This window comes from Enterobacter sp. MGH 24, from assembly GCF_000493015.1.
Lineage (GTDB): Bacteria > Pseudomonadota > Gammaproteobacteria > Enterobacterales > Enterobacteriaceae > Enterobacter.
Map to the genome: position 1 here is coordinate 3,022,907 of NZ_KI535657.1, position 15,928 is coordinate 3,038,834.

A 15,928-nucleotide genomic window follows, 5' to 3' on the forward strand; every position below is an offset into this window, starting at 1 on the left:
AGCATGCTCGATCCCAATCTGCTGCGTAATGAGCCAGACGCAGTCGCTGAAAAACTGGCACGCCGGGGCTTTAAGCTGGATGTAGATAAGCTGCGCGCTCTCGAAGAGCGTCGTAAAGTTCTGCAGGTACAAACTGAAAATCTGCAGGCAGAGCGTAACTCGCGATCGAAATCCATCGGCCAGGCGAAAGCGCGCGGGGAAGATATTGAGCCATTACGCCTGGAAGTGAACAAACTGGGTGAAGAACTGGATCAGGCGAAAGCTGAACTGGATGTTCTTCAGGCCGAAATTCGTGATATTGCCCTGGCTATCCCGAATATTCCTGACGACAGCGTGCCTGTCGGCAAAGACGAAAACGACAACGTTGAAGTGAAACGCTGGGGTATGCCTCGTGAGTTTGACTTCGAAGTGCGCGATCACGTGACGCTGGGCGAAATGCACGCGGGCCTGGACTTTGCGGCAGCGGTGAAGCTGACCGGTTCTCGCTTCGTGGTGATGAAAGGTCAGATTGCCCATCTGCACCGCGCGCTGGCGCAGTTCATGCTGGATCTGCACACCGAGCAGCACGGCTATAGCGAAACCTACGTGCCGTATCTGGTCAATCACGATACGCTGTACGGTACGGGCCAGCTGCCGAAGTTTGCCGGCGATCTGTTCCATACCCGCCCGCTGGACGAGGAAGCCGACAGCAGCAACTACGCGCTGATCCCAACCGCTGAAGTGCCGCTGACTAACCTCGTGCGTGATGAGATCATTGATGAAGACGACCTGCCGATTAAGCTGACAGCGCACTCTCCGTGCTTCCGTTCTGAAGCAGGGTCTTACGGTCGCGACACGCGCGGCCTGATCCGTATGCACCAGTTCGACAAAGTTGAGATGGTGCAGATCGTCCGTCCTGAAGAATCTATGGACGCGCTGGAAGAGATGACCGGCCACGCTGAAAAAGTGCTGGAGCTGCTGGGGCTGCCGTACCGTCGTATGGCCCTGTGTACCGGCGATATGGGCTTTGGCGCCTGCAAGACTTTCGATCTGGAAGTGTGGGTGCCTGCGCAGAACACCTATCGTGAGATCTCCTCCTGCTCTAACGTCTGGGATTTCCAGGCGCGCCGCATGCAGGCTCGCTGCCGCAGCAAATCTGACAAGAAAACCCGTCTGGTGCATACCCTGAACGGTTCTGGTCTGGCTGTAGGTCGTACCCTGGTTGCCGTGCTGGAAAACTACCAGCAGGCAGACGGTCGCATTGAGATCCCGGAAGTGCTGCGTCCGTACATGAAAGGCCAGCAGTACATCGGCTAATAATTTGTCTTAAAACAAAAAAGCGCCTCAGGGCGCTTTTTTTATGCCTTTGATTTGATACGAAGCAATAACCTCTCCCTCTAAAGTAGTAATACTCCTCCGAATGAAAGTCAGCATAAAAAGCTGATAACCAAGAAATTCGTTATATATAAAAATACATAGCGGTTCGCGCCGCCTTTCTTTTCTTTGTGAGCAACCAAAGTGAGTCTCTATGAAAATCAACGCGCCTGAAGCATTAATGGCTGCCGAGGTCACTCGCCGTGGGTTGATGAAAACCACGGCAATTGGCGGACTGGCCGTAGCCAGTAGTGCCTTCACGCTCCCTTTTACCCGACTGGCGTCGGCGGCAGATGCACTGTCTCCGGCTACCACGCCGGAAAAAGTGGTGTGGAGTGCCTGTACCGTCAACTGCGGTAGCCGTTGTCCGCTGCGAATGCATGTGGTGGATGGTGAAATTAAATATGTCGAAACCGACAATACCGGGGACGATAACTACGAAGGGTTACATCAGGTTCGTGCGTGTTTGCGTGGTCGCTCAATGCGTCGTCGCGTCTATAACCCGGACCGCCTGAAGTATCCAATGAAGCGCGTCGGTAAGCGTGGGGAAGGGAAATTCGAGCGTATTAGCTGGGATGAAGCCTACGACATTATCGCCACCAATATGCAGCGCCTTATCAAAGAGTACGGCAACGAGTCCATCTACCTGAACTACGGCACCGGGACGCTGGGCGGCACGCTGACCCGCTCCTGGCCGCCGGGCAAAACGCTGGTGGCGCGCCTGATGAACTGCTGCGGCGGTTATCTCAATCACTATGGCGACTACTCTTCCGCGCAGATCGCTGCTGGGCTGAACTACACTTACGGCGGCTGGGCGGACGGCAACAGTCCGTCCGATATCGAAAACAGCAAGCTGGTCGTGCTGTTTGGTAACAATCCGGGCGAAACCCGTATGAGCGGCGGTGGGGTAACCTACTACCTCGAACAGGCCCGCGCCAAATCGAATGCCCGCATGATCATCATCGATCCGCGCTACACCGACACCGGTGCCGGACGTGAAGACGAGTGGATCCCAATCCGTCCGGGCACCGATGCGGCATTGGTTTCAGCGCTGGCATGGGTGATGATCACCGAAAACCTCGTCGATCAACCTTTCCTGGATAAATACTGCGTCGGCTATGACGAGAAAACCCTGCCAGCCAGCGCGCCTGCTAACGGGCATTACAAAGCCTACATTCTCGGTCAGGGCAGCGATGGCGTGGCGAAAACGCCAGAGTGGGCGTCCACCATCACCGGGATCCCGGTGGAGCGTATCGTTCAGCTGGCGCGTGAGATTGGCTCAGCCAAACCGGCCTACATTAGCCAGGGCTGGGGCCCGCAGCGTCATGCGAACGGCGAAATCGCGACCCGTGCCATCTCTATGCTCTCCATTCTGACGGGTAACGTGGGCATTCACGGCGGTAACACCGGCGCGCGTGAAGGCTCATATGAAGTGCCGTTTGAACGTATGCCGACGCTGGATAACCCTGTTCAGACCAGCATCTCCATGTTTATGTGGACCGATGCGATCGAACGTGGCCCGGAAATGACCGCACTGCGCGACGGCGTGCGCGGCAAAGACAAGCTGGATGTGCCGATCAAGATGATCTGGAACTATGCCGGTAACTGTCTCATTAACCAGCACTCTGAAATCAACCGCACCCATGAAATCCTGCAGGATGATAAGAAGTGCGAGATGATTGTGGTGATCGACTGCCACATGACCTCCTCGGCGAAATATGCCGATATCCTGCTGCCGGACTGTACCGCCTCTGAGCAGATGGATTTCGCCCTGGACGCCTCCTGCGGCAACATGTCCTACGTGATCTTTACCGATCAGGCCATTAAACCGCGCTTCGAGTGCAAAACCATCTATGAGATGACCTCTGAGCTGGCGAAACGTCTTGGCGTTGAGCAGCAGTTTACCGAGGGACGTACTCAGGAAGGGTGGATGCGCCATCTGCATGAACTCTCCCGTAAGGCAATCCCTGATCTGCCGGATTTCGATACCTTCCGCAAGCAGGGTATGTACAAACAGCGCGATCCGGAAGGGCACCACGTGGCGTACAAAGCCTTCCGCGAAGATCCGCAGGCGAACCCGCTGACCACGCCGTCGGGCAAAATCGAAATCTACTCCGAAGAGCTGGCAAAAATCGCGTCGACCTGGGAGCTGCCGGAAGGGGACGTTATCGATCCGCTGCCGATCTACACGCCTGGTTTTGAAAACTATAACGATCCGCTGACGGCGAAATTCCCGCTGCAGCTGACCGGTTTCCACTACAAAGCGCGCGTGCACTCTACCTACGGCAACGTCGACGTACTGAAAGCCGCCTGCCGTCAGGAGATGTGGATCAACCCGATGGATGCCAAATCACGCGGCATCAGCAATGGCGATCGCGTGCGTATCTTCAACGGTCGCGGCGAGGTGCACATTGAAGCTAAGGTGACGCCGCGCATGATGCCAGGCGTGGTGGCGCTGGGAGAAGGGGCCTGGTACAGCCCCGATGCCAACCGCATCGACCAGGCGGGCAGTATTAACGTACTGACCACGCAGCGTCCGTCGCCGCTGGCGAAGGGCAACCCATCCCACACAAACCTTGTCCAGGTTGAAAAGGTTTAAGGAGTAGCCGATGACAACCCAGTATGGATTTTTTATTGATTCCAGCCGTTGCACCGGGTGCAAAACCTGCGAGCTGGCCTGTAAAGACTACAAAGACCTGACCCCGGACGTCAGCTTCCGCCGTATTTACGAATACGCCGGGGGCGACTGGCAGGAAGATAACGGCGTCTGGCATCAGAACGTCTTTGCCTATTACCTGTCGATTGCCTGCAACCACTGTGAAGATCCGGCCTGCACCAAGGTCTGCCCGAGCGGGGCGATGCACAAGCGTGAAGACGGCTTTGTGGTGGTGGACGAAGATGTCTGCATCGGCTGTCGGTACTGCCATATGGCGTGCCCGTACGGTGCGCCGCAGTACAACGCCGCCAAAGGTCATATGACCAAATGCGACGGTTGCCACACCCGCGTGGCGGATGGCAAAAAGCCGATTTGCGTCGAGTCCTGCCCGCTGCGCGCGCTGGACTTCGGCCCTATTGAAGAGCTGCGTCAAAAACACGGTCAGCTTGCCGCAGTGGCACCGCTGCCGTCTGCGCACTTCACGAAGCCGAGCATTGTGATTAAACCTAACGCCAACAGCCGCCCTACAGGTGACACCACCGGCTACCTGGCAAATCCGAAGGAGGTGTGAGATGGGAAGTGGATGGCATGAATGGCCGCTGATGATCTTCACGGTCTTTGGTCAGTGCGTGGCGGGCGGTTTCATTGTGCTCGCGCTGGCGTTGTTAAAAGGGAACCTCAATGCCGAACAGCAGCAGCGTTTAGTGTTGAGCATGTTTGGCCTGTGGGTGCTGATGGGAATTGGCTTTATCGCCTCTACGCTGCACCTGGGTTCGCCGATGCGCGCGTTTAACTCTCTGAATCGCGTGGGGGCCTCATCCCTCAGTAACGAGATTGCCAGCGGGGCGATTTTCTTCGCCGTCGGTGGGCTGGGCTGGCTGCTGGCCGCGATGAAGAAATTGCCAGCGGGTCTGCGCAGCCTGTGGCTGATCGTGACCATGGTACTGGGCGTGGTGTTCGTGTGGATGATGGTGCGCGTCTATAACACCATTGATACCGTCCCAACCTGGTACAGCGTCTGGACGCCAATGAGCTTCTTCCTGACGATGTTTATCGGCGGGCCGCTTCTGGGCTACCTGCTGCTGCGCGTGGCGGGTGTAGACGGGTGGGCTATGCGTTTGCTGCCTGCTGTTTCGCTGCTGGCGCTGGTGGTGAGTGCGATGGTCGCCCTGATGCAGGGTGCCGAACTGGCAACCATTCACAGCTCTATCCAGCAGGCTTCTGCCCTGGTGCCGGACTACGGTTCTCTGATGGTCTGGCGCATCGTTCTGCTGGTCGCGGCGCTGGTATTCTGGATCGCGCCTCAGCTCAAAGGATATCAGCCCGCGCTGCCGCTGTTGTCACTGGCCTTTGTGCTGGTACTGGCGGGTGAACTGATTGGACGCGGTGTGTTCTACGGGTTGCATATGACCGTTGGTATGGCTATCGCCAGTTAACGTTGCATTTCGTTATATCAAGCCGGGCCTGCGTGCCCGGCTTTTTCTTTTTTCGATCATGAAATTTTTCGACTGTCGTTTTGTTTTAATTTTGTCCATTAATAAATAAAAACAGATACATAATTAATATCTATAGCAGGCGTGGCATTAGCAGGATAAGTTTTTTAAATCGACAGGGAACATATTGTGCGAGGCGGCTAAATCCGTGGATTGACTTTGTTTTTGCCAGTGGCATGATGCGCACGAAATCTGAACTTCCTCACGGTTTTTAATCCATGACCACCTATACCCGGCCAGTGCTTTTGTTGCTCTGTGGCCTGCTTCTGTTGACCCTGGCGATCGCAGTGTTAAATACGCTCGTCCCGCTGTGGCTCGCCCATGAAAACTTACCGACCTGGCAGGTGGGTATGGTCAGCTCGTCCTTTTTTACCGGCAACCTGCTGGGGACGCTGGTCACCGGGAGCCTGATTAAGCGCTTTGGCTTTAATCGCAGCTATTATCTGGCTTCGCTGATTTTCGCCGCCGGGTGTGCCGGGCTGGGCCTGATGGTCGGCTTCTGGAGCTGGATGGCATGGCGCTTTATCGCTGGCGTAGGCTGCGCGATGATTTGGGTGGTGGTTGAAAGTGCGCTGATGTGCAGCGGTACCTCCCGCAACCGCGGACGCCTGCTGGCAGCCTATATGATGGTTTATTACGTCGGCACCGTGCTGGGTCAACTGATGGTCAGCAAGCTGCCAACCGATCTGATGAGTGTTCTGCCGTGGGTAACGGGCATGGTGCTGGCCGCGATCCTGCCGCTGCTTTTCACGCGCATTGTGAACCAGAACAGCGAGCATCAGGAAGCAACCCACGTCTGGCCAATGCTCAGACTCCGTCAGGCGCGTCTGGGCGTTAACGGCTGCATTATCTCGGGGATTGTACTGGGCTCGCTCTACGGCCTGATGCCGCTCTATCTGAACCATCAGGGCGTCAGCGATTCCGGAATTGGTTTCTGGATGGCGGTGATGGTGAGTGCGGGGATCGTCGGGCAGTGGCCGATTGGCCGTCTGGCGGACCGCTTCGGTCGTCTGCTGGTGCTGCGCGTCCAGGTCTTTGTGGTCATCATGGGGTGCCTTGCGATGCTCAGCAACGCCGCGATGGCGCCTGCGCTGTTTATTCTCGGGGCCGCCGGCTTTACGCTCTATCCGGTTGCGATGGCCTGGGCCTGTGAGAAAGTTGAACATCACCAGCTGGTGGCAATGAACCAGGCGCTGTTACTGAGCTATACCATCGGCAGTTTATTAGGGCCGACGTTTACCGCGATGCTGATGCAGAATTACTCTGATAATTTATTGTTTATCATGATCGCCAGCGTGTCGTTTATATATCTCTTAATGCTGCTGCGCAAAGTGGGCGAACACCCAACGCCTGTGGCTCATGCCTGATGAATTAAAAGCCTGTCGATGACGGGCTTTTTTGTCCCTGTCACAACTAAGAGTTTTGCTTATTGTTTGTTTATTGCGCCGGGCGATAATTCATGTGAGTCCTACCACTATAAGGCAGCAATCATGTCTATTCGTCGTTTTTTCACTACCGCACTTGCCGTAGTGTTGTCTTTAACGTTTGCAACGGCTCCGGTCATGGCTAATCCTGGAAACGGGAATGGCGGTGGTCACGGAAACGGTGGCGGGCAAGGTAATGGCGGCAATCATGGTAACGGGAATTCTGGTAACCATGGCAATAAGCAAAATAACGGTCAGGATAACCCTGGAAAATCGGATAAAAGCTTTAAAAGCAGTAAAGATGTCGGTAACGATGTCGACGCTCGCGTGAGTTTCGATCATGCCCGCCATCTGGCGCTGAATTATGGCTTAACGGGCTATGACTCTTTGCCTCCGGGTATCGCGAAAAACCTGGCGCGCGGTAAGCCGTTGCCTCCGGGCATTGCGAAGAAAACCGTACCGGCCTCAATGCTGGGCCAGCTTCCTTCCTACCCTGGCTATGAATGGCGCGTGGTCGGAGATGACCTGGTCTTAATTGCGCTGAGCACTGCGATTGTGACGTCCATTATTAACGGCGTCTTTAAATAGAATATAAAAAAGCCCGGTTTTCACCGGGCTTTTCTTTAATACATCACCTTGTGGCCGTACTGCTCAAGAATACCTTTGACGCGTTCCATCGTCTCTTTCTTGGGCGGCTTCACGCCATCGAGTTTGTACTCTTCGCCCATTGCCACCCATTTGTGTTTACCCAGCTCGTGATAGGGCAGAAGTTCGATTTTCTCGACGTTGCCCATGTCGCGGGTAAATTCCCCGAGGCGGTGCGCGGAGTCGTCGTCGTCTGACCATCCAGGCACCACCACGTAGCGGATCCAGGTTTTAATACCTTTATCGGCAATGTATTTGGCGAACTCCAGCGTGCGGTGGTTTGAGACGCCAACGAGGTTCTGGTGGATCTCATCGTTCATCTGTTTGAGATCGAGCATCACCAGATCGGTCACTTCGAGCAATTCATCGATAACCGGATCGTAGCGGCGTACAAAGCCATTGGTGTCCAGACAGGTATGAATACCTTCCTTGCGGCAGGCGCGGAACCAGTCGCGCACAAACTCCGCCTGAAGAATGGCTTCACCGCCGGACGCCGTCACGCCACCACCGGACGCGTTCATAAAGTGGCGGTAGGTCACCACCTCTTTCATCAAGTCTTCGACGGTCACTTCTTTCCCGCCGTGGGTGTCCCATGTGTCACGGTTGTGGCAGTACAGGCAGCGCATCAGGCAGCCCTGGAAAAAGGTGATAAAGCGGATGCCCGGGCCATCGACGGTGCCACAGGATTCAAAGGAGTGAATGCGACCAATAATTGACATTGCGGTGATATCTCCAGCATCGGCCCGTCCGGGGCCTGAGTATGCACAGCTCAAAGCCGGCTGTGTTGAAGTCTGTTTTGGCTGATATCCATAGAGTATAGATAGCGGACAAAAGAGACTGAGATGGAGAGGGTGCTAAAAAGGCCCCACTGACGTGGAGCCTTTATTGTACGCTTTTTAACGCGTGATTTCAGTCAATTCCACTTACATGGACTGAGTGAAAGTACGGGTGATAACGTCCTGCTGCTGTTCTTTAGTCAGGGAGTTAAAACGTACTGCGTAGCCAGATACGCGGATGGTCAGCTGAGGATATTTCTCAGGGTGTTCCATCGCGTCGAGCAGCATTTCACGGTTCATGACGTTCACGTTCAGGTGCTGACCACCTTCGATGGACGCTTCGTGGTGGAAGTAACCATCCATCAGACCCGCGAGGTTAGTTTTACGCACTTCGTCGTCTTTACCCAGCGCGTTTGGCACGATAGAGAAGGTGTAAGAGATACCATCTTTCGCGTAGGCAAACGGCAGTTTAGCAACGGAGGTCAGAGAGGCAACCGCACCTTTCTGGTCACGACCGTGCATTGGGTTAGCACCTGGGCCGAATGGCGCGCCAGCACGACGACCGTCTGGGGTGTTACCGGTTTTCTTACCATACACAACGTTAGAGGTGATGGTCAGAACAGACTGAGTCGGGATAGCGTTACGGTAAGTCGTCAGTTTCTGAATTTTCTTCATGAAACGTTCTACCAGGTCAACCGCCATGTCATCAACGCGAGAGTCGTTGTTACCAAACTGCGGGTATTCGCCTTCGATTTCGAAGTCTACAGCCAGGCCGTCTTCGTCACGAATTGGTTTAACTTTCGCATATTTGATTGCAGACAGGGAGTCAGCAGCAACGGACAGACCTGCGATACCACACGCCATGGTGCGGATAACGTCACGGTCGTGCAGCGCCATCAGAGAGGCTTCGTAGCTGTACTTGTCGTGCATGTAGTGGATAACGTTCAGCGCAGTGACGTACTGTTTAGCCAGCCAGTCCATGAAGTGATCCATACGCTCCATGACTTCGTCGAAGTTCAGAACGTCGCCTTTGATCGGCTCAGACTTAGGACCAACCTGCATTTTCAGTTTTTCATCAACGCCGCCGTTGATTGCGTACAGCATGGTTTTCGCCAGGTTTGCACGCGCACCGAAGAACTGCATTTGTTTACCAACAACCATTGGGCTTACGCAGCAAGCGATAGCGTAATCGTCGTTGTTGAAGTCCGGACGCATCAGGTCATCGTTCTCGTACTGCAGAGAAGAGGTGTCGATGGACACTTTAGCGGCGAATTTCTTGAAGTTCAGAGGCAGTTTTTCAGACCACAGAACGGTGATGTTCGGCTCCGGAGAAGGACCCATGGTGTACAGGGTGTTCAGGAAGCGGAAGCTGTTTTTGGTTACCAGCGTACGGCCGTCAACGCCCATACCGCCGATAGATTCGGTTGCCCAGATTGGGTCACCAGAGAACAGCTCATCGTATTCAGGGGTACGCAGGAAGCGAACCATACGCAGTTTCATGACCAGGTGGTCAATCATTTCCTGAGCGTCTTGCTCGGTGATTTTGCCTGCTTTGATGTCACGTTCGATGTACGCATCCAGGAAGGTGGATACGCGACCGAAGGACATTGCTGCACCGTTCTGAGACTTAACAGCGGCCAGGTAGCCGAAGTAGGTCCACTGGATAGCTTCCTGAGCGTTGGTAGCAGGACCAGAGATATCGCAGCCATATTTAGCCGCCATTTCTTTGATCTGACCCAGCGCGCGGTGCTGTTCAGCGATTTCTTCACGCAGACGGATAGTCGCTTCCAGGTTTACGCCGTTTTCCAGGTCAGACTGCAGGGAAACGAACTGCGCGTATTTGTCTTTCATCAGGAAGTCGATACCGTACAGCGCAACGCGACGGTAGTCACCGATGATACGGCCACGGCCATACGCATCTGGCAGACCAGTCAGAACGCCAGATTTACGGCAGTTCAGAATGTCTTTGGTGTAAACATCGAATACGCCCTGGTTGTGGGTTTTGCGGTATTCGGTGAAGATTTTTTTCAGCATTGGGTCCAGCTCGCGGTTATACGCTTTGCAGGAACCTTCAACCATTTTAATACCACCGAACGGGATGATTGCGCGTTTCAGTGGTGCTTCAGTCTGCAGACCAACGATTTTCTCAAGGGCTTTGTTGATGTAGCCCGCATCGTGAGAAGTGATGGTGGAAGCAACGGAGGTGTCAAAATCAACTGGCGCGTGAGTGCGGTTTTCCAGTTTAACGCCTTCCATTACGCTGTCCCACAGCTTGGTGGTCGCTTCAGTTGCGCCAGCCAGGAAGGATTCGTCACCTTCATACGGGGTATAGTTTTTCTGAATGAAGTCACGTACGTTTACTTCATTCTGCCAGTCACCTTTCGCAAAACCTTCCCAGGCTGTGGCTAACTTTTCATTAAGCTCGGACATGTAACACCTACCTTCTTAAGTGGATTTTTTATTTACTGCCTGAGAAAACCATCAATGATGATCGTCGCCACGCAGGTAAATGACCCAGTATGTCAACCCAACTAACAGACCCCCACCGATAATGTTCCCGATAGTGACAGGGATCAGGTTATCAGTAATGAAATTCATAATAGTCAGGTGAGAGAAACTTTCCGGGGATGAACCAACTGCGGTCCAGAACTCCGGGCTCGCAAAGTCGCGGATGACAATGCCCATTGGGATCATGAACATATTCGCGATACTGTGCTCAAAGCCGCTGGCAACAAACATCGCAACCGGCAGAACCATAATTAAGGCTTTGTCCATCAGGCTACGACCCGAGTAGCTCATCCATACAGCCAGGCAGACCATCAGGTTAGCGAGGATGCCGAGAGCAACGGCTTCGATAAATGTGTGGTGCATTTTGTGGTCGGCGGTTTGCAGGACGTTAAGGCCCCAGCCACCGTTGGCGGTCATGTACTCGCCAGAAAGCCACATTAACAAAACAAAGAGCAGACAGCCAACCAGGTTACCCACGTAGACGTTAAGCCAGTTACGTGCCAGCTGACCCCAGGTAATTCTTCCGCTGGCCTTTGCCACGACAATCAGCACCGTTGAGGTGAAGAGGTCGGCGCCGCAGATGACGCAGAGAATCAGGCCCAGTGAGAAGCAAATGCCGCCAATCAGTTTGGCCATGCCGAAAGGCATTCCGGCAGTACCGGTGGTGGCGGTGATGTAGAAGACGAAAGCGATAGAGATGAACACACCAGCGGTGATCGCCAGATAGAACGTCTTCATCGGGTGTTTCGTTGCTTTATAGACACCCGCTTCTTCGGCAACTTTGGCCATCGCAGCAGGGAGTAAAAGATCAAAAGGGTTGTCAGCTTTCACACTAACTCTCTCTTTATTAAGTCGGCGACGAGATACTAACAAAGCATTATAGAAGAGAAATTGATATAGATCATATCTCGCCTGGCTTATAGGCCCGCAGTGTGTATGGTTTTACGACAAATGCGGAGTAAGTATTTGATTATCCGTATAAAAATAAATTTTAAAAGTTATGAAAAGAGTTGAATTTTTTCGTTCGGCCACCTCTGAAACAGTTAATTAATATGGAGTATTTACCATAAAAAGTAACAGTAAAGCCCCGGTAAATATTATTATATTTACCCATGTTTAACTTTATTATTACAATCAACAGTCATTGCCGAAGAAAATAAAAAACGGGGCAATGAAATTGCCCCGTAATATAGCCCAGACGATTGAATACGCCTACTGCTGGTAATGTTATGTGCGCTTATTTTGACCAGTAAGCGGCTTTTGCTTTCTGCAGCTTTTCATAGGCCTTCAGCAGCGACTGATGCGCCGGGAAGGCTTTCAGATCGCTATCAACAGCCTGCAGGCCATAGAACGGCGCTTCGCCGCTCAGGGCCGCGCTGGCTGCTTCAACGGCCTCAGCACCGTACATACGCACGAAAGCATTCAGGTATTGCAGCGGCTCGCGATCGTCTTCCTGTGCCAGCAGCAACAGGGTTTGCAGGCAGCGGTAATAATTAGTGCGTTCGGCAGAGAAGACCGACTGGTTGAATTCCATGGTCCACTCGGTCCAGGCCAGAGCCTGATCCAAATCGCCTCCCGCCAGTGCCAGCATCGCTTTCAGCTCACCGATACGCAGGGTATACCAGCCGTTGTCTTTACCGGTCGCCAGACCCAGCAGTTCACGTACGCGAGTGAAGTCATCGTGGCCTTCCTCGTCCAACTGGGCGATCAGGTTCAGATAATCTTCCTTCTCCCACTCGCTGCCCGGCAGAGCTAGCAGCGTTTCGCGCAGGTGCGCGCCCATGCTGTTATTCGCCAGCCACAGATCTTCAGCCGGGTAGATGTCGGACATGCCTGGAACAATAATGCGGCACGCGTAGACGCCAAGATGTTCGTAGTCGGCGATATAGACGTCCTGGTCTTCGGCTTTAAAGATCGCCATCAGCGTGGCGAACTCTTCTTCCGTGGTACCGGCAAAGCTCCAGTCCACGAACGGATAGTCCGCGTCCTGCTTGAACATATCCCAGGAGATCAAACCGCTGGAGTCGATGAAGTGGGTTTCGAGGTTGGTATGTTCGGCCACTTCTTCGTCGTCAAACGTTGGCGGGGTGAACACGTCGAGGTCTTTCAGGCTACGGCCCTGCAGCAGTTCGGTAACGGTACGCTCCAGCGCCACGCCGAAGTCAGGGTGCGCGCCGAAGGAGGCGAAGCAGGTACCGTTCGTTGGGTTAAACAGCACAACGCAGATAACCGGATACTTGCCGCCCAGCGAGCCGTCATACGCAAAGATTGGGAAACCTTCTGCTTCCAGTTTAGCGATGGATTCCACCACGCCCGGATAACGCGCCAGTACGTCAGCCGGAATCTCAGGCAAGCTGATGGATTCGGCGATGATGCGGTTTTTAATGTGGCGTTCGAAGACTTCAGACAGACCCTGCACGCGCGCTTCATTGCGGGTGTTACCCGCGGACATGCCGTTGGATACATACAGGTTGCCGACAATGTTCATCGGGATATAGACGGTCTGTTCATCAGACTGACGGGTAAACGGCAGGGCGCAAATACCGCGATCTTCGTTACCGGACTGTAGATCGATCAGCATGCTGGCGGTCAGTTCGTTGTCTGGATCGTAGAAGGCACGCAGGCGAGCGTCGAGAATACCTTCCGGCAGTTCGTCATCTTCGGTCAGCGGGAACCATTTTTCATTTGGATAGTGAACGAACGGGCCGTTAGCGATGGTTTCGCCCAGCCAGAAGTCAGCGAAGAAATAGTTGGTGGACAGACGCTCAAAATACTCACCCAGCGCAGAGGCCAGTGCCGCTTTTTTTGTCGCGCCTTTACCGTTGGTAAAGCACAGGGCACAGTCTTTATCGCGAATATGCACGGACCAGACATGAGGCACCGGATTAAGCCAGGAGGCTTCTTCGATGTTAAAACCCAGGTCGGTCAGTTTTTGCTGGAAGCGAGCGATGGAATCTTCCAGAGCGGCGTCTTTGCCGGGGATAAACGTTTGAGTCATGGCGTTCACTTTTATCGTACGTAAAGCGCGCAATGATACGGGTTTTGCGTGACGGGTGCTATCTTCGGCGAAAATAAAAGGCTGGGCTATGCTTAGTGGCAGTAACTGACTGTTAAGGCATAGAAAAATGAAAGCATTTGATCTCCAGCGGATGGCGTTTGATAAAGTTCCTCCTGAATTTCTGGGCGAAGTGGCGCTGCGCAGCCTGTATACCTTCGTACTTGTCTTCCTGTTTCTTAAAATCACCGGCCGTCGTGGCGTACGGCAGATGTCGCTCTTTGAGGTGTTGATCATCCTGACGCTGGGGTCTGCGGCGGGGGACGTCGCCTTTTATGACGATGTGCCGATGGTTCCGGTGTTTATCGTCTTTGTCACACTGGCGCTCCTTTACCGCCTTGTGATGTGGCTGATGTCGAAAAGTGAAAAGCTGGAAGATCTGCTTGAAGGCAAGCCGGTCGTTATCGTCGAGGACGGACAGCTGGCCTGGGAAAATGTACAAAGCGCCAATATGACCGAGTTTGAGTTCTTTATGGAGCTTCGCCTGAACAGCGTTGAACAGCTCGGGCAGGTGCGTCTGGCGATCATGGAAACCAACGGGCAGATCAGCGTCTATTACTATTCAGACGACGAGGTGAAGCCGGGGCTCTGTATCCTGCCGGATATGCTGATCGAGCGTTTCAGAACGGTACCTGAATCAGGTGAGTATGCTTGTGTTAGATGTAGCCACGTTGTCGCGATGCAGCCGGGAGATCGTCAATTATGCCCCCGCTGTGCAAATCCGGAATGGACGAAGGTTAGCCGGGCCAAACGTATCACCTGACAGCCATTTTGTCGGTTTTGTCTTAGCGAGGCGGCAGATTGTTTTGTGTGACGCGGGGCACATTTCACGGGTCATAAGTTTTAGACATTGCGGCGCGTGTCACTGAATGATAAAACCGATATCCACAGTTATAACTTATGGCTTTTAGCGTGGTGAGGGGAAATGGCTCAAGTCTTTAATTTCAGTTCAGGTCCGGCAATGTTACCGGCAGACGTGCTTAAACAGGCTCAACAGGAACTTTGTAACTGGAACGGTCTGGGTACGTCGGTGATGGAAATCAGCCACCGGGGTAAAGAGTTTATTCAGGTGGCGGAAGATGCAGAAAAGGATTTTCGCGATCTGCTGAATATTCCCTCGAACTACAAAGTATTGTTCTGTCACGGCGGTGGACGCGGTCAGTTTGCGGGCGTTCCGCTGAATATCCTGGGCGACAAAACGACGGCTGACTACGTTGACGCGGGTTACTGGGCGGCAAGCGCCGTAAAAGAAGCGCACAAATACTGCACGCCGAATGTTATCGACGCCAAAGTGACCGTTGACGGTCTGCGCGCCGTGAAGCCAATGAGCGAGTGGCAGCTTTCCGATAACGCAGCGTATCTGCACTACTGCCCGAACGAAACCATTGACGGGATTGCCATCGACGAGACGCCAAACTTCGGCAGCGATGTCGTGGTTGCCGCCGACTTCTCCTCCACCATTCTGTCTGCGCCAATTGATGTCAGCCGCTACGGCGTTATCTATGCGGGCGCGCAGAAAAATATCGGCCCGGCCGGTTTGACTATCGTCGTCGTGCGTGAAGACCTGCTGGGTAAAGCGCATAAATCCTGCCCGTCGATTCTCGATTACACCGTGCTGAACGATAACGATTCGATGTTCAACACCCCACCAACGTTTGCCTGGTATCTCTCTGGCCTGGTCTTCAAATGGCTGAAGCAAAACGGCGGCGTGGCGCAGATGGACAAGGTGAATCAGCAGAAAGCTGAACTGCTGTATGGCGTGATCGACAAGAGCGATTTCTACCGCAACGATGTGGCGAAAGCTAACCGTTCCCGCATGAACGTGCCGTTCCAGCTGGCCGACAGCAACCTGGACAAAGTCTTCCTGGAAGAGTCCTTCGCGGCTGGTCTGCATGCGCTCAAAGGTCACCGTGTCGTTGGCGGCATGCGTGCCTCCATTTATAACGCGATGCCGCTGGAAGGCGTTAAAGCCCTGACGGATTTCATGATCGACTTCGAACGTCGTCACGGTTAATGTG

At 53.8% G+C, this 15,928-nt stretch carries 12 protein-coding genes; 8 read left to right on the forward strand and 4 right to left on the reverse strand.

The window, feature by feature from the left end; genetic code table 11:
• Window positions 1-3 precede the first annotated feature (3 nt).
• The 6 genes from serS to L370_RS07710 all read left to right on the forward strand — a co-directional run bounded on the left by serS (window position 4) and on the right by L370_RS07710 (window position 7,514).
• The gene (gene serS / locus L370_RS07735) at window positions 4-1,296 is read left to right on the forward strand and encodes a serine--tRNA ligase (protein WP_023335117.1); all 1,293 of its coding nucleotides are present in this window, start codon (window positions 4-6) and stop codon (window positions 1,294-1,296) included.
• A 211-nt stretch (window positions 1,297-1,507) separates the two neighbouring features.
• Window positions 1,508-3,952 (forward strand): dimethylsulfoxide reductase subunit A, encoded by a 2,445-nt coding sequence (dmsA, locus tag L370_RS07730; RefSeq protein WP_023335118.1) that lies wholly within the window; start codon window positions 1,508-1,510, stop codon window positions 3,950-3,952.
• 10 nt (window positions 3,953-3,962) lie between these two features.
• Entirely contained in the window at window positions 3,963-4,580 is a 618-nt protein-coding gene (locus L370_RS07725; protein ID WP_021240882.1) for a DMSO/selenate family reductase complex B subunit, read from the forward strand.
• A 1-nt stretch (window position 4,581) separates the two neighbouring features.
• Window positions 4,582-5,445 carry a dimethyl sulfoxide reductase anchor subunit family protein gene (locus L370_RS07720; protein ID WP_023335119.1) on the forward strand — a complete coding sequence of 288 codons (864 nt, stop codon included), beginning with the start codon at window positions 4,582-4,584 and terminating at the stop codon, window positions 5,443-5,445.
• Window positions 5,446-5,720: 275 nt separating this feature from the next.
• Window positions 5,721-6,869, forward strand: a complete 1,149-nt coding sequence (locus L370_RS07715; RefSeq protein ID WP_023335120.1) for an MFS transporter — start codon at window positions 5,721-5,723, stop codon at window positions 6,867-6,869.
• Between the two features lie 123 nt (window positions 6,870-6,992).
• The gene (locus L370_RS07710; protein WP_023335121.1) at window positions 6,993-7,514 is read left to right on the forward strand and encodes an anti-virulence regulator CigR family protein; all 522 of its coding nucleotides are present in this window, start codon (window positions 6,993-6,995) and stop codon (window positions 7,512-7,514) included.
• Between the two features lie 35 nt (window positions 7,515-7,549).
• Here the strand turns inward: L370_RS07710 and pflA are convergent, their stop codons facing one another.
• The 4 genes from pflA to ycaO all read right to left on the reverse strand — a co-directional run bounded on the left by pflA (window position 7,550) and on the right by ycaO (window position 13,853).
• The gene (gene pflA / locus L370_RS07705; RefSeq protein ID WP_010429226.1) at window positions 7,550-8,290 is read right to left on the reverse strand and encodes a pyruvate formate lyase 1-activating protein; all 741 of its coding nucleotides are present in this window, start codon (window positions 8,288-8,290) and stop codon (window positions 7,550-7,552) included.
• Window positions 8,291-8,494: 204 nt separating this feature from the next.
• Window positions 8,495-10,777: a formate C-acetyltransferase gene (pflB, locus tag L370_RS07700; protein WP_023335122.1), complete on the reverse strand. Its 2,283-nt coding sequence runs from the start codon at window positions 10,775-10,777 to the stop codon at window positions 8,495-8,497.
• Window positions 10,778-10,828: 51 nt separating this feature from the next.
• Window positions 10,829-11,686 carry a formate transporter FocA gene (gene focA / locus L370_RS23440; RefSeq protein ID WP_008499974.1) on the reverse strand — a complete coding sequence of 286 codons (858 nt, stop codon included), beginning with the start codon at window positions 11,684-11,686 and terminating at the stop codon, window positions 10,829-10,831.
• 406 nt (window positions 11,687-12,092) lie between these two features.
• On the reverse strand, window positions 12,093-13,853 hold the full coding sequence (gene ycaO, locus L370_RS07690; RefSeq protein WP_023335123.1) for a 30S ribosomal protein S12 methylthiotransferase accessory factor YcaO: 1,761 nt from the start codon (window positions 13,851-13,853) through the stop codon (window positions 12,093-12,095).
• Between the two features lie 127 nt (window positions 13,854-13,980).
• Here ycaO and L370_RS07685 point away from each other — a divergent pair, with 127 nt between their 5' ends.
• Window positions 13,981-14,673: a DUF421 domain-containing protein gene (locus L370_RS07685; protein WP_023335124.1), complete on the forward strand. Its 693-nt coding sequence runs from the start codon at window positions 13,981-13,983 to the stop codon at window positions 14,671-14,673.
• Window positions 14,674-14,835: 162 nt separating this feature from the next.
• A complete protein-coding gene (gene serC / locus L370_RS07680) occupies window positions 14,836-15,924 on the forward strand; it encodes a 3-phosphoserine/phosphohydroxythreonine transaminase (RefSeq protein ID WP_032666586.1) in 1,089 nt (362 codons plus the stop codon).
• The last annotated feature ends 4 nt before the right edge of the window (window positions 15,925-15,928 follow it).